Source organism: Paraburkholderia fungorum, from assembly GCF_046026025.1.
GTDB lineage: Bacteria > Pseudomonadota > Gammaproteobacteria > Burkholderiales > Burkholderiaceae > Paraburkholderia > Paraburkholderia fungorum_E.
Genome location: NZ_JAQQFL010000014.1, coordinates 67,742 through 86,895 on the forward strand (window position 1 = coordinate 67,742; position 19,154 = coordinate 86,895).

The window sequence follows — 19,154 nt, forward strand, 5'->3', positions numbered from 1 at the left end:
TGTCAAAAAGCCTGCAAAACCGGGCCGCCGCGGCGCCGCGGGTTACACTCTGGCCCTTACCTGACTTAATTGCGTGACATACAGCGGCGCTCCACAGCGCCCGTGCGCATTGGCCCATGGAGTCCTTCTTGATGAGCGGCGGTTTTTCGCGTCCTGCCTGGCGTCTTCCGATTCTTGCTGTGTTCGCGCTGTTCGCGCTGTCCGGTTGCAGCCTGCTGTGGGGCCCACAACAGGCGCCGATCGTCGATGCCACGGTGATGCCCGTCGAGCCCGCCAGCGCCCCTGTGGCCGCCTCTGCGCCGGAACCCGTCGAGACTGAGGCGGCCGAGCCCGAGCAGCCCAGGAAGCCGAAGAAGCCGGTTATCAAGCCGCACAAGGTCGAACCCCCGCCGCCGGTCGCCACGCCTGCGCCGCCGCCCCCCGCGCCCGCGCCGCTGATCGTGCTGCGCACGATCGAGCGTAGCGACGCGCGCACCTTGCTCGATAGCGAAGTGCAGAAACCCGATGGCAAGGTCGTGGGCCGCGCGGTCGATCTGATCGCGGATGCGAGCGGCAAGCCGCGCGAAATGGTGGTCAATCTGCAGGGCTTCCTCGGCGTCGGCGACCGCAAGGTCAATTTTCCGTGGAGCGTGTTTCACTTCACGCCCACGGCGAAGGCCGCGCCGATCACGCTCAACGCGGGGGCCGTGCCGGCTCCCGCGGTGAAATCCGCCACCTTGCAATTGCCGCTGATCGACGCCGATGTCGAGCGCTCGAACGGCGCCAAGGTCGGCCGCGTGATCGACGTGCTGATCGACGCCAACGCGCAACCCCAGGCGGTCGTGCTCGACGTCAACGGCATGGTCAGCACCGAGCGGCGCACGATTGCCGCCAACTGGTCGGCACTGCGCTTCGTCACGAAAGACAAGGAACTGCATCCGCAGATCGATTTGAGCGACGCGCAAATCAACGCGACGCCGCCGTACGCCAGCGGCAAGCCGGTCCGTGCGGTGTCCCCAGCGCCCCCTCCGGCGCCTGCCCCTGCCCCTGCTGCTGCTGCGGCATCTGCCGCGCCGGCCAATGTCACTGCGAGTTCCAACGCAAGGGCGGCCCGATGATAGGCCGCACTTTGGTCACCACGCGAAGCCTGCGCGCACTCGATTGGCTGAATTTCTTCGTCGCCAACGTGCAGACGGGTTTCGGGCCGTTCATCGCGTCGTACCTCGCCTCGCACAAATGGACCCAGGGCGAGATCGGCATGGCGCTGTCTGTCGGCACCATTAGTGCGATGGTGAGCCAGGTGCCGGGCGGCGCCGCCGTCGACGCGTTGCGCAACAAAAAAGGCGCCGCCGCCTGGGCGATCGCGGCGATCATTCTCAGCGCGGTGCTGCTGGCCACGAGCCCGACGGTGCTGCCCGTGTTCGCCGCCGAGGTGTTCCACGGCTTTGCCAGTTGCATGCTGACGCCTGCATTGGCCGCGATCTCGTTCGCTCTCGTGGGGCGCGCGAATCTGGGCGACCGGCTGGGACGCAATGCGCGCTGGGCTTCGATTGGCAGTGCCGTCGCGGCTGGGCTGATGGGGATCTTCGGCGAATACTATTCGCCTCGCGCGGTGTTCTGGCTGACTGCGGCGCTTGCCGTGCCGGCGCTGTTTGCGCTGACGATGATTCAGCGGACCGATACGATCGAGCTGCCCAAAACCGGACCGACGCCGGAGCAGATCGAACGTCGCGAGAGTTTGCGCGAGTTGTTGCGTGACAAGCGGATGTTGCTGTTCGCGGCTTGTATTGTGCTGTTCCACTTGTCGAATGCGGCGATGCTGAATCTCGCCGCTGGCGAAGTGACGGCCGGCATGGGCGACAACGTGCAGCTTGTGATTGCCGCGTGCATTATCGTGCCGCAGGCGATTGTGGCGATGATGTCGCCATGGGTTGGGCGCTCTGCCGAGCGGTGGGGACGCCGGCCGATTCTGCTGCTGGGGTTTTCGGCGCTGCCGATACGGGCGTTGTTGTTTGCTGGAATCAGCAGCCCTTACTTGCTGGTGCCGGTGCAGATGCTGGACGGCCTGAGCGCTGCGGTGTTCGGCGTGATGCTGCCGTTGATTGCCGCCGATGTTGCTGGCGGCAAGGGGCGGTATAACCTTTGTATCGGATTGTTCGGGTTGGCTGCCGGGATCGGGGCTACTTTGAGCACGACTGCTGCTGGGTTTGTGGCGGATCATTTCGGTAATGCTGTGAGTTTTTTTGGGCTTGCTGCTGCGGGCGCGTTGGCTGTTCTGCTCGTGTGGGCGGCTATGCCCGAGACGCGGGATGCTGCTTCTGGTGAGGAGGCTGCGCCTTTGGGGGATGGGAAGTCGGCGGCCAGATAGGTTTGTTTTTTGCCTTCGCGGCGCTTTGGTGTTTGTGTGCCTGTGGTAGGGGCCTTTTCTTGAGTTGTTTGCCTTCGCGGCGCTTAGTTGTATGCCTACGGCGTTGGCCTTTCCTTGATTTGTTAGTGGTCTATTAGCGTTCCCCCTGTGCGGGGGGGCACCTACTTTTCTTTGCCTGCCGCAAAGAAAAGTAGGCAAAAGAAAGCGGCTCAAACCGCTAATTCTTAAGCGGGTCCCCCGCACAGCCACGGTAGTGGTGCATCTGGAATCCGTGCTTTCGCACATTCAGCTTTAGTGACAAGGCGCTCATTCGCTCCCACTCCGCACTACGTGCGTCGCGGACGGGTCTGCCAGGGAAACCGAGGGCTTCGGTTGGGCTCGGTGGGAGGCTTCGGTCGGGAGTGGTAGGGCCTATCGGCCTCGGCTGGGCGTGGTGTGGCCATCGGCTGCGCCTCGGCGAGGCGTCAAATGTGCAAATGCGCCGTACTTCCTGGAATGCCCTTGCCTCACTCGGATCCACGGGCAAGTCGTCCCAGTTCGTACAGTTAGAAGTCCGTACTTCGAGCAGATGCGATAAAACCGATATCGACCGAGTCGCCGAGCCGAATGAGGCGTGAGCGCGAAAACGCACAGAGCGGCTTACAAAATGGGCTTCGGCGCGCGCAGCGCCGCCGGAAGTATGACGGCCTTGTCACTCACGCCGAATGTGCGAGAACACCGATTCCAGATGCACCACAACCCCCTCCAAGCCAGGGGACCCACTTATGAGCTGGCGGTGTGAGCCGCTTTCTTTTGCCTACTTTTCTTTGCGGCAGGCAAAGAAAAGTAGGTGCCCGCCCCGCACAGGGGCGACGCTAATACACCACTAACAAATCAAGGAAAGGCCAAAGAACTCACATCAAGCACAGGGCAACGCCAATAGACCACTAAGAAAGCAAGGAAAGGCCAACGCCATGGGCATACAGCCAAGCGCCGCGCAGGCAATCAGAACAAGAAAAGCCCAACACCACAAAACCACAACCCAAACAGCGCTGCGCGACCAAAACACCTCAATCTATAGCCCTTCCAGCCGTCTCCCGCATAAACGGCAACGGCAACAACGACACAACCCCACACCCGATCAGATACCACGCAGGAGCCAGATGGCTCCCGGTAAGCTGAATCAGCCAGGTAGCAAAAAACTGCGCAAACCCACCAAAAATAGACACCCCTAAACAATAAACAATCGACATCCCGGTAGCGCGAATCGCGCGAGGAAACAACTCGGGCAGCATGACGATATTGGGCACGGCCGTAAAAGCGACAAACACCGCCAACACAGCAACAACAGAAAGCAAAACCGGCACCGTAGGCGAAGCATTGATCATCATGAAAGCCGGATACACGGCAACAATCAGCATCACCCGCGAAATCCACAAAACACGCTTACGCCCCACGCGATCGGATAACGCGCCCGCCAAAGGCGAACAGATCACCGTCACGATCGCCGCGGTCCACGCGGCCCACAGCGCCGACGACATCGGTAAATGCAAAATCTGAATCGCGTACGTAGACAGATAAAACAGCACGATGTAGTTCGCCGCCGTGCCGCCAATGGTCGTCAACACACCCGTCGTAATCACGCGCGAATGTTCACGAAACAGCCTGCGAACCGGCTGCGCATCAGGCGCCTGCGCCGCGGAAACCGTGCCGTCTTCCACGCCCGGTAACGTTTCTTCCAGATGCCGCCGGATGTAAATGCCAATCGGCCCCATCGCCATGCCGATCACAAACGGCACACGCCACCCCCAGCTCTCAAGCGCGGCAGTGGACAGCGCCGCCGCCAACGCAACACCCAGCAGCGAGCCGCATACGGTATTCAATCCCTGACTCACGAATTGCCAGCTTCCGTAGAATCCACGCGTCTTGTCACTGCCATATTCGAGCAGCAACGAAGTCGATGCACCGACTTCGCCACCCAGCGCAAACCCCTGAATCAATCGCGCCAGGATCACCAGCATGGGCGCGGCTATGCCAATCATCGCGTACGTCGGCGCAAACGCGATGATCGCCGAGCCCAGCGTCATCAACCACAGCGTGAGGCTCATCGCGGCCTTGCGCCCGGCGCGATCGGCATACCCGCCGAGCACAATACCGCCCACCGGCCGCATGATGAAACCAACCCCGAAGGTGCCGGCCGCCAGCATCAATTGCGCGAGCTGCCCCTCCACCGGGAAATACAGCTTGCCGATGATTGTCGCGAAGAAGCTGTAAATCGTGAAATCAAAAAATTCGAGGCCATTGCCGAGCGTGATCGCGGCAATCGCTTTAGCGTGGCTCGTGCGTTTGGCGGGCTGCGTGGCCGATGCGTCCGCGAGATGCAGCGCCTCGGCGCCCGCGGGTTGCGGTGTAGCGGAATAGTCCATCTGTGTCTCCATGTGTCACCTGCCGACGCGCGGTTCTGCGCCCGCCTTGCTCAATGTCCGGCCAGCCTCAGACGAGGAAAGTCTGCGCGAGGCGCACCCAGTAGGCCGCGCCGGTAGCGAGGCAATCGTCGTTGAAGTCGTAGCCCGGGTTATGGACCATGCAGCCGCCCTCGCCGTCGCCATTGCCGATGATCAGGTAGCTGCCCGGGCAACGCTCCAGCAGGAACGCAAAGTCTTCACTGCCGGTCAACGGTTGCATCTCGGCGATCAAGCCATCTTCGCCGAGCCAGTCGAGCGCGACCTGCCGTGCGAGGCCGGTCATCTCTGCGTCGTTGACAAGCACCGGATAACGCCGCTGATAGTCCACATGCGCCCGCGCGCCGAATACCGCCGCCTGTCCACAGGCAACCGCGGTGATGCGCTCCTGCAAATAGTTGCGGACCTCGGGCTTCAGCGCACGCACGGACAGGCGCATCTCGGCGGTTTCAGGAATCACGTTCGGCGCTTCGCCGGCGTGAATCGCCCCCACCGTGATGATCGCCATGTCGAGCGGCGCAATGTTGCGCGATACGATCGACTGCAACGCCAGCACGATCTGCGCGCACACCACGACGGGATCGACCGCCTTGTGCGGCACCGCGCCATGACCGCCGCGGCCGGTCACCTTGATGATCACCGTATCCGACGAAGCCATGAAGGAGCCCGGCAGGAAACCGAACTTGCCGGTCGGAAAGCCCGGCATGTTGTGCATCGCGAATACGGCGTCGCACGGAAATTTGTCGAACAGTCCGTCTTCGAGCATTTTTTTCGCGCCGGCCTGGCCTTCTTCAGCAGGCTGGAAAATCAGATTCAACGTGCCGTCGAAACTCTTTTCCTGCGCGAGGTGCTTGGCGGCCGCCAGCAGGATTGCCGTGTGGCCGTCGTGGCCGCATGCGTGCATCTTGCCCGGCACGGTGCTCGCATAGGGCAGGCCGGTGGTTTCGTGAATCGGCAGCGCGTCCATGTCGGCGCGCAAGCCCAGCTTGCGCGTGCCGTTGCCAACTTTCAGTTGCCCGACAACGCCGGTTTGGCCCAGCCCGCGATGCACGGTGTAGCCCCATTCCTGCAAGCGCTCGGCAACCAGATCGCCGGTGGCGAACTCTTCATAAGCCAGTTCCGGCTGCGCGTGGATGCGGCGGCGCAGCGCGATCATTTCGTCTTCGAGTTCGGCGATGCCCGCCGGGATGGTCATGGTGTTCACGATGTCGTCTCCGTCTATGAAAGCGTGGACCGAGCATAACGACGCCGATTTTCCAGCGGCAGACGTAGAATCGTTGCAGCAGCAACCAGCGGTTGCCACCTTTCTACGGGTTTTCCAGATGAAACTTCATCAACTCAGCACCTTAGCGGCCATTGCGGATACCGGCAGTATCCGGGCCGCCGCCCGTTCGCTCGACCTTTCACCGGCCGCCGTCACCAAGGCCATGCGTGAACTGGAGGCTGATCTGCACGCGCCATTGCTGGTGCGCGGCGCGAGCGGCGTTGCGTTCACGGAGTTCGGCCGCGCGCTGGTCGTGCATGCCCGGCTGGTGCTGGGCCAGTTGCAACGCGCCGAGGCGGAGATCGAGGCGATGCGCGGCGCGGCGGCCGGCAAACTGTCGATCGGCGTCACGCCGTGGGTAGCGCTGACGTTTCTGCCACCCACGGTGCAGCGGTTCCGGCAACGCATGCCGGAAGTCCAGCTGGAATTCTTCGACGGGCTGCTGGGTGTCGTGCAACCGCGCCTGCGCGATGGCAGCCTCGACTTCTCGATCGGCCGTCCGCCGCCCGCCTCGCCGCAATCGGAGTTTCACAACGTCCCGCTGTTTTCAACGCATTCGGCGGTGTGCGCACGGCGCGATCATCCGAAGGCGGGTTGCCGCACGCTGCTCGAACTGGAAGACGCCGAATGGGTGCTGAACTGGGACCCGGCAAGCCGCGAGTCGATCTCGGACAATCTGTTCCGCAAGCGCGGCATGAAGGTGCCGCACACGATCCATCTCGCGCATTCGCTTTCGGTCGTGCTCGGCCTGCTCGCACGCACGGACATGGTCAGCATCTTTCCGTGGCCGCTCGTCGAGGTGCTCATCGCGAAGGAGAACCTGTGGGCGCTGCCCTTGCGCGAAACGGTGGACGAAACCATCGTCAGCATCACCTCGCGGCGCGGGGCGCCGGCCAGTCCGGCGGCCACGTGTTTCCTCGACTGTTTGCGCGAAGTAATCGACGAAGGTGCGCGCTCGCCAGACCCCGACATGCGCCGCCTGTTTCATTCGATCGAATTGCTGCTGTAGAGGTGTGACCGAGTAGCTTGACCGGGTGGCCCGGTTAAGCGCTGTCACGGGCTCGTGGCGCTGTAAGCCGAATCGCAGACACGCCCGCTATGCTTCGGGTGCGCAATAGCGCGCCGCCCCGCAGCTATCTCGACCGACCGTGACCCAGAGCCCCCACCACGAAGCCGTCCGCCAAGGAATGCCTCCGGGCACGGCAACCGCACATGCCGGCGACAGCGCGCCGCTCGATCCGGCCCGTCATCGCGCCCTTGCCGAAACCCGGCGCGGCGATGGCGACGAACTGGGCGCGCTTGCGCATCTGATTGCCGCCCACACGCTGGACGCCTACGCAGCCGCTGCACCCGACGCCAGCGCCGCGAATCTCTGCGACGTCGCGACCGGCTACTTCATGAAAGGCGATCACGCGATCGCTGAGTATTGGTACCGCCTCGTTCTGACACTCGACCCGCATGTCGCGGCCGCCTGCCAGAATCTGGCTGCCATCCTCGCAAGCGCTGGACAGGTGAATGAAGCCGCTGAGTACCGGGAGCGTGCCTACCGGATTCAACGTGTCTTTGTCGAGGGAAGCGGCGCGGAGCAGCACCGGGTGCTGGTCCTCTGCGCGGCGCGCACTGCCGGCAATGTGCCATTCGACGCGCTGCTCTCCGGCGCGCGGTGGTGCCGCATCAAGTACGCGATCGACTACGCCGCCGACGAAGAAGACGATCACTTGCCCGCCTACAATCTCGTGTTCAACGCGATTGGCGATGCCGACATCGCCGCCCCGCTCGCCCGTCGGCTTGCGCGCTTCGTCTCGCGCTGTGCGAGCCCCCTGCTCAATCCGCCCGCTGTTGTCGCCCGAACTCAACGGCACCTCACCGCGAGCCTGCTCAGCGAGCTGCGGGACGTACACGTAGCGCCGTGCGTGCAGAGCACTGCCGCTCCAGCTTCACGCGCCGCGCTTGACGCCTTGCTCGCGCAAGGTGGCATCGACTTCCCGGTTCTGGCGCGCCCCGCCGCTACCCATGGTGGAGACGGACTGACGCTATGCGAGAACCCCGCAGCGCTCGAAACGTGGAGTTCGGCACAAACGGGGGCGGCCTATCTGACGGCGTTTCGCGACTACCGCAGCGCCGACGGCTTCTACCGCAAATACCGGATCATTTTTGTCGACCGGGAGCCGTTTGCCTACCATCTGGCGATTTCACCGCACTGGATGGTGCATTACTACTCCGCCGACATGGAACAGCATGCGTGGAAACTGGACGAGGAGCGGCGCTTTCTCGACGATCCGCGCGCCGCGCTCGGCGAGCGCGCGATGAATGCCATCACGGCAATCGGCAGGCGGCTCGATCTCGACTACGGCGGAATCGACTTCACGTTACTGCCAGGCGGACAGGTGCTGGTCTTCGAAGCAAACGCGACCATGCTGGCGCACTTCGAGCGCGAGACCGGCCTGCTCGCGCACAAGAATCCCTACGTGCAACGCATCGTCGACGCGTTCGAACAGATGATGACGCGCCGCACGCCGGCCTGAAGGTTGGTCGTTACTGGCTTTACTGGCTGGACAAATGCTGACGCAGATACGGTACGAAGCCATTCTGCGTCGGGCCGATCTGCTTGACACAATCATCGTAGTCAGAGCCCATCGCGCGATCCTGGCCGTACATGCCGCGGCACTGCGCATAGAGCGTGATCGTCGCGCCGCTACCCTTGGCCACCCGCGTGGCCGAATAGACCGCCTTCCCCGAGCGGCTCGGCACGTCGGTCTCGATCGACACCGCATCCGCGCGGACAATCGACGTGGACGAATGCGCCGCCACGTAGTCTTTCGTGACCGACCAGGCCTTGTCGCACTGCGCCTGATCCGCGCACGCAATGGCCGCATTACGCTGCGCGGCATCGAGCAGGTTCTCGGAGCGGGTGAAGTCGCGCTCCTGCGCCTCCTGTTTCTCGGCGGACATACAGCCACTCAGGGTAAGCGCGGCAAGCGCAATAGCGATAGTTGTTTTCACGGGTTGAAGATCCGATGGCAAATTCCGGTGAAGATTATAGACGCCCTCAACCCGCGCCTACAGGTTTGGAACGACCATCGGAAACCCGTCTCAGCTCGCGTAGCCGACCACGCCCTTGATCTCCAGGAAGTCCTCGAGACCGAACTCGCCATACTCGCGGCCGTTGCCCGATTGCTTGAAGCCGCCGAACGGCGCATCGGGACTATAGTCCGAGTAGTTCAGGTAGATCGTGCCGGTACGCAGGCGCTTCGCCACGGCATACGCACGCTCGATCGACGCGGATTGCACATAGCCCGCGAGACCGTAGAGACTGTCGTTGGCCATCGCGACCGCTTCGTCCTCCGACTCGTAGCCGAGGATCGACAGCACCGGCCCGAAAATCTCCTCACGCGCGATCGTCATGTTCGGCGTGACATTGCCGAATACCGTCGGGCGGACGAAGTAGCCGTCCTTCAAGCCCTCGGGACGGCCCAGCCCGCCGGCCACCAGCGTCGCCCCCTCTTCGATGCCCACGCCGATCAGCCGCTGGATCTTGTCGAACTGCTGCTCGCTGATGACAGGTCCAAGATCGACACCCTTCGCATCTGCGGGGCCGACGACCAATGCTTCAGCCGCTTCCTTCGCATACGCCAACGCGTCGGCCAGGTGAGCGCGCGGCACGAACATACGGGTGGGCGCATCGCACGACTGGCCGCTGTTGTCGAAACATGCACGTGCGCCGCGCATCACCGCCTGCTTCAGATCGGCGTCTTCAAGAATCAGGTTGGCCGATTTGCCGCCCAGCTCCTGATGCACGCGTTTGACGGTATCCGCCGCGGCTTTCGCAACCAGCACGCCCGCGCGCGTCGAACCGGTGAACGACATCATGTCGATGTCCGGATGACGCGACATCGCCTCGCCCACCGTCGCGCCCTCGCCGTTCACGAGATTGAACACGCCCGCCGGCACGCCCGCTTCGTCGAGGATCTCGGCGAAGAGGATGCCGGAGAGCGGTGCCAGTTCCGAGGGCTTGAGCACCATCGTGCAGCCGGCCGCCAGCGCGGGCACGACCTTGGTGGCGATCTGCAGGGCCGGCCAGTTCCACGGTGTAATCAGCCCGCACACGCCGACCGCTTCCTTGCGGATCAGAATGCTGCTCTTCACGTACTCGAATTCGAACGTGTCGAGCGTGCGGATCATCGTCTCGAGATGCGCGACGCCGGTCCACGCCTGCGCGTCGTTCGCATATTGCAGCGGCGCGCCCATCTCGCGGCTGATCGCATGCACCATGTCGTCGTAGCGCTTGCGGTAGACGTCGAGGATCGCTTGCAGCAGATCGATTCGCTGCGCGATCGTCGTCTCGCTGTAGCTTGCAAAGGCACGCTTCGCCGCCGCCACCGCGCGGTCCACGTCGGCCGCGCTGCCGAGCGAAATCTGCGTGAATGCAGCGGCCGTGGACGGATCGATCACGTCGAGTGTGGCGGCGCCGGCCGTGTTTTGCGGGTCGACCCATTGGCCGTCGATATAAAACTGCCTGGCATGTTGGGCAAGTTGGAATTGCGATTGCATGGCTTAGTCCTTTACATGAATGGTGTTAGGTCAGACCGCGGGCCGCGGATCGCACCCGTAGCGGTATCGAAGGCTTTACATCGACGCCGCTCAATCTGAATGTCTTCAAATCGAAATTCATCGCTACGCAGCTTTGGCTCAGACTCCGGTTCTGCTTCGATTTCTTCATCGAATTCCTTGTCTTTGAATCACATCAACCTGGAGAGACACATGAGCACCATCACTTTCACCCGCATCGACGCTAAAGGCCCTGGCGCTTCCGGCCTGAACCCGGCCCTGCACGATCCCGCCGACGTCATTCTGGACGGCGCCAGGGCGCCGCACGCCCTCAACGCCTTCTCCGACGCGACCAACATGCTGTCCGCCGGCGTATGGCAATGCGACGCGGGCACACTGAAGCTGGCCGACCTGCCGATCCACGAAGTCTGCGTGCTGATCGAAGGCGAAGTCGTCATCACCAGCGACGACGGCCGCAGCGAACGCTATGCCGCCGGCGACGCCTTCATCCTGCACAAGGGCTTCTCGGGCACGTGGCACATGCCGGTGGCGACCAAGAAGTACAGCATCGTGTACTGCGGCTGATTCATACTGCGTCACACCGTTGCTTCAACAGGAACCGCACCCCCGCACCTCAAGGTGCGGTACCCCTTAAGGTGCGGTTTTTTTATTGCGGCGGCAATGAATAAAAAACGCCGCCACTACATCGGAAAACCCAGCGCCTTGATCGAATTGATCCACAGACGGCGCCAGCCGCCGCGATCGTCGGCGCCGTCGAATGCGTTGAAGGTAATCTTTGCGGCGATCCAGCGCAGCGGTTCCGGCGGAATGTACGACGGCCCTTTGCGCGAGATATCCAGCGACGTGATCACAGTATCGCGATTCCACAGCATATCGAGGCCCATCTTCGCACCAAAGCGGCTACCCGCCACGCCAAAGCCCGTGTAGCCCGCGACGAACACGCTCTTGCCGCCGTGATAGCGGCGCGCAAACACGGCGCCGCGCGAGCAGTAGTCGATCGGGCCGCCCCATGCGTGGGTGAAGCGCACGTCGTCCAGTTGCGGGAACGTGCGATAAAACGCTTCGGCGAGCTTGTAGTAGGTGCTCTCGTCACGATCCGCGGCCGGATTCGGATCGCCGCCGAAGTGATAGCTCACCCGGCCGCCGAAGATAATCCGGTTGTCTTTGGTGAGACGGAAATAATTGAGCTGGGTACGCGTATCGTAAATGCCCTGGCGATTGCTCCAGCCAATGCGCGCCATCTGCTCCTCGCTCAAGGGGGCGGTCGCGACGATGTGATCGCGCACCTGCATCACGCGGCGCTTGATGTCGCTCACACCCACATCCGCCGTGCCGGTCCCGAGCAGCACGCGTGGCGTTTCGATGCGGCCCGCCTGCGTATGCACGATCAGCGTCGCGCCGAGATCTTCCAGGCGCGTGATCGGCGAGTGTTCATGCAAGCGCACGCCGAGTTTAAGCGCAGCCGCCTTCAGGCCCCACGCGAGCTTGGCGGGATGAATCGTGCCGCTGCGATGACGCGACCACATTGCGCCCGCGAACAGCGGTGAATCGAGTTGTTCTCTGGCGCCTTTGCTGTCGAGCAACACCACGTCGTGCCCGTGGGACACGTGCAAGTCGTAATCGCCCTTCAGATGATCGAGGTGACCCGGGTCGACCGCGACCGTCATCTCGCCATTCCATTCGACGTCCGCTTCAATGCCGTAACGTGTCAACGATTCCTTGAAACCGTCGAGATTCTCCTGGCCCAGCTTTTCCAGCACATCGAGGTCTTGCGGAAAGACCCGCGTCGCATTCGGCAGACCGTGCATCACCGACGTGGAGATGATCCCGCCCGGACGGCCCGATGCGCCGTAGGCCACCTTGCCCGCTTCGACCAGCACGACGTCGAGCGACGGGTCTGCTTCTTTCGCCTGAATCGCGGCCCACAGTCCGGTAAAACCACCGCCGACCACCACCAGATCCGCGCAAGTCGGACCGATCAATTCCCGTTCGACAGCCGGCGCGCGCGGATTGTCCAGCCAGAACGGAAACAGTTTTACCCCTTCAAACGCGCGCTTTACTGACTCGCTCATCATGTTTGCCTACTCAACTTGAATACCATTGCGTTTACTGCGTGACTGTTGTTTCGGTACGGCCTGCGCGCAGCCTGAGCACGCCTCGCGGCTCAACCTCGAACCGGACGATTCAACCGGCGTCCTGCGTCTCCAGCGCTTCTTCGCGTTCGCGTCGCGCGGCATGCTGGCCCGCTGGTGACGCCGCTTGCGACGCCGCTTGCGCTGGCGCTTGCGCTGGCGCTTGCGCTGGCGCTGGCGCTTGCCCCTTCGTTTGCGGCCTGATCTGCGCGCCACCCGCTTTAAGCTTAGTCGCCGGCACCACCGGATGCACCATCACATTGCGCCGCGAACCGCTACGCAACCAGCGCCGGCCAAGCGGCCCATACACGCCATCCGGTTCAGGAAAGCACTGCAGCAACGCGATATACAAGCCGCAGGCCAGCGTCAGCGAAACCGGCATGCTGATGTCGAGACCCCCGGCGAGTTCGCCGAGCGGACCGACAAACTGATCCGGCAGGTTGACGAAGCACAGGCCGATCACCGCGCTCGGAATCCATGCGCCCATTGCGCGCCAGTTCCAGCCGTGCTTGAACCAGTAGTGGCCGCCGCGGCCGCCGCGATTGAATACCTGCAGATCGTCGGACAGATAGAAACCGCGCCGCGTCACGAAGCCAATGATCATGATCACCATCCACGGGCAACTGCAGACGTTGATCAGCACCGAGAACGTCGACACGCTTTCGACCAGGTTGAAGGCGAAGCGGCCAAGAAAAATGAAACCGATGGCGAGGCTGCCGATCAGCAAGGTGGCGCGCACGCGGTTCAGAAACCTGGGAAACATGCTCGACATATCGAGCCCGGTGCCGTACAGCGCCGTGGTGCCCGTCGACATCCCGCCGATGATCGCAATCAGGCACACAGGCAGAAAGAACCAGTTCGGCGAAATCGCCAGCAAACCGCCCACGTAGTTATTCGAGGCGATGAACTCCGGCGCCTTGCTGGCGATGATCGTCGCGGTGGCGAGACCGAAAAAGAACGGCACGAAGGTGGCCAGTTGCGCGAGCATCACCGCCAGAATCGTGCGTTTCTTCGGTGTGTTCTGCGGAATGTAGCGGGCCCAGTCGCCGAGCGTGCAGGCGAACGAAACCGGATTGCTCATCGCGACCAGCACGGCGCTCACGAACGCCGGCCAGAAACCTACCGAACCGAGCGCGACCTTGCCGGCGTACGCGCTATTGAACGGCCCGGCGAACGCCACGATGCCGACCACGAACAGCAGACTCGCCGCCCACACGGCAATCTTGTTGACCCACAGCATGAAACGGAAACCGTAGACGCAGACGGTCAGCACCAGCACGGCGAAGAGACCGTATGCGAAACTCAGCGTCATCCAGTTGACCGGCAGGCCGAGCAGATGATTCGCGCCGCCCACCAGCGCATCGCCCGAACTCCACACCGCCAGCGAGAAAAAGGCAACCGCGGTCAACACCGCCAGAAAGGAGCCGACGATCCGGCCATGAATGCCGAAATGCGCGCCTGAAGAAACCGGGTCGCTCGTACCGTTACGCGGACCAAACAGGCCCATCGGCGCAAGAATGCAGGAACCGATCAGCACGCCGAGCACGATCGAATAAACGCCCGCCTTGAACGACAAACCGAGCAGCACCGGAAAGCTGCCGAGCACCGAGGTGGAAAAAGTATTGCATCCGCCGAACAGCAAGCGGAACAGATCGATCGGCCGCGCATAACGCGAGCGGTCCGGAATGCGCTCAAAACCGAATGTTTCGACTTGGGTGATGCTGTTGCTGCTCATTGTCTCCAACTCCTGTGACGGCCAGGTCTCAATCACGATGGCTCGCCACGGGGGATGTGGCGTCCACTTTTTTCAGATATCTGGACGTCACTGTAAAGACAATCAGCGTGGGCAAAAATACCGGCCGCCCAACCTTTACTTCGATCTTGGACGATGTAACCCGAAAGCCCTGTCAAATAAGGCTCTGCGAGGCAACGAAGGTGCGCGCGGGGACTTCCATCGGGCCTGGTGGCGCGCAAACGTCGAAGCGAATCGCGAGAATCCACGTCTCAGCGCGGGGCGGCTTCACGCCTCTGCCTCACGCCCCTCCTTCACGCCTCTGGTTCATGCGTCTGCTTCACGTCCCTGCTTCTCGTCCCCGCCTCACATCCCTGCCTCACGCCCCTGACGGCGCCGCTTCGCCGCCGCAACGGTCGGCAGCGGCACCGGCACCGCGCCGGACATGCCGTGCTCGAGCAGAAAATCGCGGAACAACCCGGCGACGTGCGGCAGGCGTTTGTCGGACACATGCATCACATACCAGTCGCGCTCGATCGGATTGGCGGGCAAGGGCAGCAAGGCCAGCAAGCCGGCCTGAAATTCCAGCGAACACGCATGCAACGACAGAAACGCAATGCCCAAACCCGCCTCGACCAGTTGCTTGATCGCCTCGTTGCTCGAGAGTTCGGAGCCGATATGCAGCTTGTGGCCGGCGAGCCGAAACAGATTCTCGACGGTCGAGCGCGTGCCGGAACCCCGCTCCCGCACGAACAGATTCGCGGTTTGCAAATCGTCCAGCGACAGGCGTTTTTTCTTCATCAACGCATGGGCGGGCGAGGCGACGAAGGCCATCGGATGCTTCGCGAACGCCGTCGCCACCGTGCGCAATTCGCGCGGCGCGCTGCCCATCACCGCAAGATCGATCTCGTGCGTAGCCAGCATGCGGATGATGTCGGCACGATTGCCGACCTTGAACTGCACTTTCACTTGCGGGCGCAACTCGGTGAAGCGCACGAGGAACGGCGGAATCAGATATTCGGCGGTGGTGATCGCGCCGATGCGCAGCGTGCCGCCCTGCTCGCCGTGCAAAGCGGCGAGATCGTCCGCCGCGCCGTTCCATAGATCGAGGATTTCCAGCGCATAGCGCGCGAGGATTTCGCCCGCCGCGGTCAACTGCACGCCACGGCCCACCCGCTGCAGCAGCGGTGCCCCGGCGGCCTCTTCGAGCAGACGCACCTGAAGCGACACCGCCGGTTGCGTGAGCTTCAATTCCTCGGCCGCGCGCGACACGCTGCCGAGCTTCGCGACCGTATGCAAAGCTTTCAATTGACGGAACGTGGCGACTTTTAACATAAGTGAAAACCTATATGTTCAGCAGAAACATTAAATTGTGCTGCGGTTTTAGCCGATTCTATACTGGCCCTGACAGATCAGACCGATGAATTCCGGGTATAGCCCGCCAGACCTTTCATCGGCCGGGCACGGATCACCACGGATCACGCACGAATAACTTCAGGAGGATAAGGATCATGGCCGCAATCGATCAGCAAGCAACCTCTGACGCGCAAGCTACACAGTCCATGTGGCAGACGAAGCAAACGCCGCACACAGCACAGACGGCGGCGCATCGTGTCGTGATCGTCGGTGGCGGAGTCGGCGGCCTTGGGCTTGCCACGCGGCTGTCGGAAACACTCGGACGCGCCGGTCTCGCGCAGATCGTGCTGGTGGATCGCTGGCCAACGCATTTCTGGAAGCCCTTGCTGCACGAAGCCGCGTCGGGCCAACTCGACCCGGCCACGCATCAGTTGCAATATGCGGTGCAGGCGCAACGGCACGGCTTCGAATTCGAACAGGGCGAACTCGCCGCGCTCGATCGCAGCAACCGGCACATCACGCTGAGTGCATTCCACGACGCCGACGGCCGCGAAATCCTGCCGTCACGGCAGCTTGCATTCGATACCCTGGTGCTGGCGATGGGCAGCGTCACACAGTATTTCGGCGTGCCCGGCGCGGCGGAACACGCGTTGCCACTCGAATCGGTCGCGCATGCGGAAGCGTTTCGCCGCAAGCTGCTCGACGCCTGCCTGCGTGCTAACCATGCGCGCCGCACGCGGACCGCTCAGGCGGACACGCCGGTGTCGATCAACATCATCGGCGCCGGAGCAACGGGCGTTGAACTCGCCGCTGCGGTACGCGATACGGTGCGTCTGCTGAACCGCTACAGCCCGTTTTCGCTCGACCCCGAACGCGACTTCCGTATCCGTCTGATCGAAAGCAGCGAGCGTGTGTTGCCCGCATTGTCGGAAACGATTTCGGCGCGCGCGCAGAAAATGCTCGGCAGTCTCGGCGTCGACGTGCTGAACGCAACGCGCGTCACCGAAGTGCGCGCCGACGCCGTGCTGACGAATCAAGGCGCGCCGCTCCCCAGCGACATCTCGATCTGGACCGCCGGCATTGCGGGGCCGCCGGTGTTGCGCTCGCTGGACGGCATCGCGGTCAATCGCAACGCCCAGGTGCAGGTGAACCGCACGCTGCAATGCACGAACGACGCGAACATCTTCGGACTCGGCGATTGCGCGGCCTGCCCTTGCGCCGACAACCCGGACGCGTTTCTGGCACCACGCGCTCAGGTCGCGCACCAACAGGCGCTGTTTCTGGCGCGCGCGCTGAAGTGCAGAATTGCGGGCGAACCCTTACCGGCGTTCGTCTATCGCGATGCCGGCACGCTGGTCGGTTTTGGCCGCGAAGGCACGATCGGCAGCTTGAGCAACGGCTTGCTGACGCAGCCGATGTTCGTCGACGGTTGGCTCGCGACGGCCGTCTACAAGCTGATCTATCGCCGCCACGTGATGACGCTGACCGGCTTCGCACGCATGGCGCTCGATTCGGCGAGCCACTGGTTGCGCCGGCGCGTGCATCCGGTGATCCGCCTGCATTGAATCAGGCCAACGCAACTCGACCAACTTGGCCAACCCGGGCGGCACGCTTCAGAACGTGCCGCCCGCGTGGCGTTCAATCGAGAAACTCCGTCGCCCGCTTACGCAGCACGGCGCTGAAATCGTCGAGCCAGCCGATCGACAAGCGCCAGCTCTGCCAGTAGAGATCGATGTCGATGTGCTTGCCGGGTGCCATATCCACCAGCTCGCCGCTGGCCAGATGCGGCGCGATCATGCGCTCCGGGCACATACCCCAACCGAGACCCGTCACGCAGGCGCGCAAAAAACCGGCCACGTGCGGAATCCAGTGCAAGGGCGGGTCCAGATCCGCCCGCGTGATGCGCCGCATGAAGCGCTTCTGCAACTGATCCTTCGGATTGAAATCGACGCACGGTGCGCGCCGCAGCGACTCGCGCGTGACGCCATCGGCAAAATGGCGCGCACGAAACGCCGGCGTGCAGACCGCCAGATAGCGCATCCGCCCGAGCCGCGTCGAGCGGCAGCCCTGCACCGGCTCGGCCTGCGTGGTGACCGCGCCTTGCACGCTGCCATCGCGAATCCGCTGCGCGGTGTGGTCCTGGTCGTCGATCACCAGATCGAGCAGCATCTCCCGTTCAACGCAGAATTGCGCCACCGCGTCGATAAACCAGGTGCCCACGCTGTCGTCGTTGACCGCCACGCGCAACGCCGGCCATGGCTCCACCAGCGCGCCGGGCAGCGCCGGCAACCGGCCGGTGAGTTCAGCTTCCAGCAACAGCACGCGTTCGGTATGGCGGCACAACAGCGCCCCGGAGGTGGTCGCGACACACGGCTGGCCTCGCTTCACGAGCACGCTCCCCACCCGCTCCTCCAGCAGCTTGACCCGCTGGGAGACGGCTGACGGCGTCACATTCAGTTCGCTGGCAGCACGGTCGAACGAACCGTGCCGCACCACGGCGGCCAGTGCATCGAGCAACGCATAGTCGAGCATTAGCGTTCCTTAATTGGCATTAAGTAAATTAGCTTCTCTTATGAGAAGCAACCCCGCAGACTAGCCTCGTTCGCCTCCCCCGTCTACTGGACCGATTATGAACTGGCTGTCTTTTTCCCACGGCGCCGCCCTGTGCGCGTCGCTGATCGTGACGATCGGCGCACAGAACGCCTTTGTACTGCGTCAGGGCATCATGCGCTCGCACGTCGGCAAGATCGTCGCGCTGTGCGCGCTGTCGGACTTCATCCTGATCGGCGCCGGTGTGGGTGGCGCGTCGGTGCTGGTGGAGCGCTACCCGGTCTTCGTCCACACCATGCTGTATGTCGGGCTCGCTTATCTGGCCTGGTTCGGCATCAATGCGCTGCGCCGCGCGGTGCGGCCCGGCCACGCGGTACTGGACGCCAATGCGAAAGATGCGGCGGGCACGGCAGCACCGCAGCGCGCGATGCCGATCATTCTGATGACCCTGGCCTTCACGTGGCTCAATCCGCACGTGTACCTCGACACCTTTCTGCTGATCGGCACGGCGGGTGCGCGCGAACCCGACGGCGCACGGGTGGCGTTCGCACTCGGCGCGATGGCGGTGAGCGGGGTCTGGTTTATCGGTCTGGGTTACGGCGCCCGTGCGCTGGCGCCCCTGTTTCGCAGGGCAACCGCGTGGCGCGTGCTGGATGGTGCGATCGGCAGCATGGTGCTGCTGCTGGCAGTGACGCAGTTGCGCTAACGCGGGCCTTCGGGCAATTTATTTCTTACATGCAGGCACGCGGCGCGCTGCCTGCAT

Annotated in this window: 15 protein-coding genes; 7 read left to right on the forward strand and 8 right to left on the reverse strand. The window is 63.1% G+C overall.

Going from position 1 to position 19,154, the window contains the following annotated elements; translation table 11 throughout:
- Positions 1-131 precede the first annotated feature (131 nt).
- Complete coding sequence (locus tag PQR67_RS17200) at positions 132-1,097, forward strand: PRC-barrel domain-containing protein (protein WP_408461713.1); 966 nt, start codon at positions 132-134, stop codon at positions 1,095-1,097.
- The gene (locus PQR67_RS17205) at positions 1,094-2,347 is read left to right on the forward strand and encodes an MFS transporter (RefSeq protein WP_408461467.1); all 1,254 of its coding nucleotides are present in this window, start codon (positions 1,094-1,096) and stop codon (positions 2,345-2,347) included. Before PQR67_RS17200 ends, PQR67_RS17205 begins: the two co-directional genes overlap by 4 nt.
- Before the next feature lie 1,049 nt (positions 2,348-3,396).
- On the opposite strand, the gene PQR67_RS17210 is transcribed toward PQR67_RS17205, so the two are convergent.
- Positions 3,397-4,752, reverse strand: a complete 1,356-nt coding sequence (locus PQR67_RS17210; protein ID WP_408461470.1) for an MFS transporter — start codon at positions 4,750-4,752, stop codon at positions 3,397-3,399.
- A 67-nt stretch (positions 4,753-4,819) separates the two neighbouring features.
- Entirely contained in the window at positions 4,820-5,992 is a 1,173-nt protein-coding gene (locus PQR67_RS17215) for a M20 aminoacylase family protein (protein WP_408461473.1), read from the reverse strand.
- Between the two features lie 118 nt (positions 5,993-6,110).
- Between PQR67_RS17215 and PQR67_RS17220 the strand changes: the two genes are divergently transcribed.
- Together PQR67_RS17220 and PQR67_RS17225 are read left to right on the forward strand one after the other, a co-directional pair.
- Positions 6,111-7,061: a LysR family transcriptional regulator gene (locus PQR67_RS17220; RefSeq protein WP_408461476.1), complete on the forward strand. Its 951-nt coding sequence runs from the start codon at positions 6,111-6,113 to the stop codon at positions 7,059-7,061.
- Positions 7,062-7,239: 178 nt separating this feature from the next.
- Positions 7,240-8,577, forward strand: a complete 1,338-nt coding sequence (locus PQR67_RS17225; RefSeq protein ID WP_408461479.1) for an ATP-binding protein — start codon at positions 7,240-7,242, stop codon at positions 8,575-8,577.
- 19 nt (positions 8,578-8,596) lie between these two features.
- Here PQR67_RS17225 and PQR67_RS17230 read toward each other — a convergent pair whose 3' ends face one another.
- Entirely contained in the window at positions 8,597-9,055 is a 459-nt protein-coding gene (locus PQR67_RS17230) for a hypothetical protein (protein ID WP_408461482.1), read from the reverse strand.
- A gap of 90 nt (positions 9,056-9,145) precedes the next feature.
- Entirely contained in the window at positions 9,146-10,603 is a 1,458-nt protein-coding gene (locus PQR67_RS17235) for an aldehyde dehydrogenase family protein (protein ID WP_408461484.1), read from the reverse strand.
- 210 nt (positions 10,604-10,813) lie between these two features.
- Here PQR67_RS17235 and PQR67_RS17240 point away from each other — a divergent pair, with 210 nt between their 5' ends.
- Positions 10,814-11,185 (forward strand): cupin domain-containing protein, encoded by a 372-nt coding sequence (locus PQR67_RS17240; protein ID WP_408461487.1) that lies wholly within the window; start codon positions 10,814-10,816, stop codon positions 11,183-11,185.
- A gap of 116 nt (positions 11,186-11,301) precedes the next feature.
- Here the strand turns inward: PQR67_RS17240 and PQR67_RS17245 are convergent, their stop codons facing one another.
- The 3 genes from PQR67_RS17245 to PQR67_RS17255 form a co-directional block, all read right to left on the reverse strand.
- The gene (locus PQR67_RS17245) at positions 11,302-12,693 is read right to left on the reverse strand and encodes an NAD(P)/FAD-dependent oxidoreductase (RefSeq protein ID WP_408461489.1); all 1,392 of its coding nucleotides are present in this window, start codon (positions 12,691-12,693) and stop codon (positions 11,302-11,304) included.
- 112 nt (positions 12,694-12,805) lie between these two features.
- A complete protein-coding gene (locus PQR67_RS17250; protein WP_408461492.1) occupies positions 12,806-14,488 on the reverse strand; it encodes a purine-cytosine permease family protein in 1,683 nt (560 codons plus the stop codon).
- Positions 14,489-14,851: 363 nt separating this feature from the next.
- Positions 14,852-15,820 carry a LysR family transcriptional regulator gene (locus PQR67_RS17255; RefSeq protein WP_408461495.1) on the reverse strand — a complete coding sequence of 323 codons (969 nt, stop codon included), beginning with the start codon at positions 15,818-15,820 and terminating at the stop codon, positions 14,852-14,854.
- A 227-nt stretch (positions 15,821-16,047) separates the two neighbouring features.
- Between PQR67_RS17255 and PQR67_RS17260 the strand changes: the two genes are divergently transcribed.
- Entirely contained in the window at positions 16,048-17,406 is a 1,359-nt protein-coding gene (locus PQR67_RS17260) for an NAD(P)/FAD-dependent oxidoreductase (protein ID WP_408461716.1), read from the forward strand.
- A gap of 73 nt (positions 17,407-17,479) precedes the next feature.
- Here the strand turns inward: PQR67_RS17260 and PQR67_RS17265 are convergent, their stop codons facing one another.
- Positions 17,480-18,373, reverse strand: a complete 894-nt coding sequence (locus PQR67_RS17265; RefSeq protein ID WP_408461498.1) for a LysR family transcriptional regulator ArgP — start codon at positions 18,371-18,373, stop codon at positions 17,480-17,482.
- Positions 18,374-18,470: 97 nt separating this feature from the next.
- Here PQR67_RS17265 and PQR67_RS17270 point away from each other — a divergent pair, with 97 nt between their 5' ends.
- Positions 18,471-19,097 (forward strand): LysE/ArgO family amino acid transporter, encoded by a 627-nt coding sequence (locus PQR67_RS17270; RefSeq protein WP_408461501.1) that lies wholly within the window; start codon positions 18,471-18,473, stop codon positions 19,095-19,097.
- Positions 19,098-19,154 lie beyond the last annotated feature (57 nt).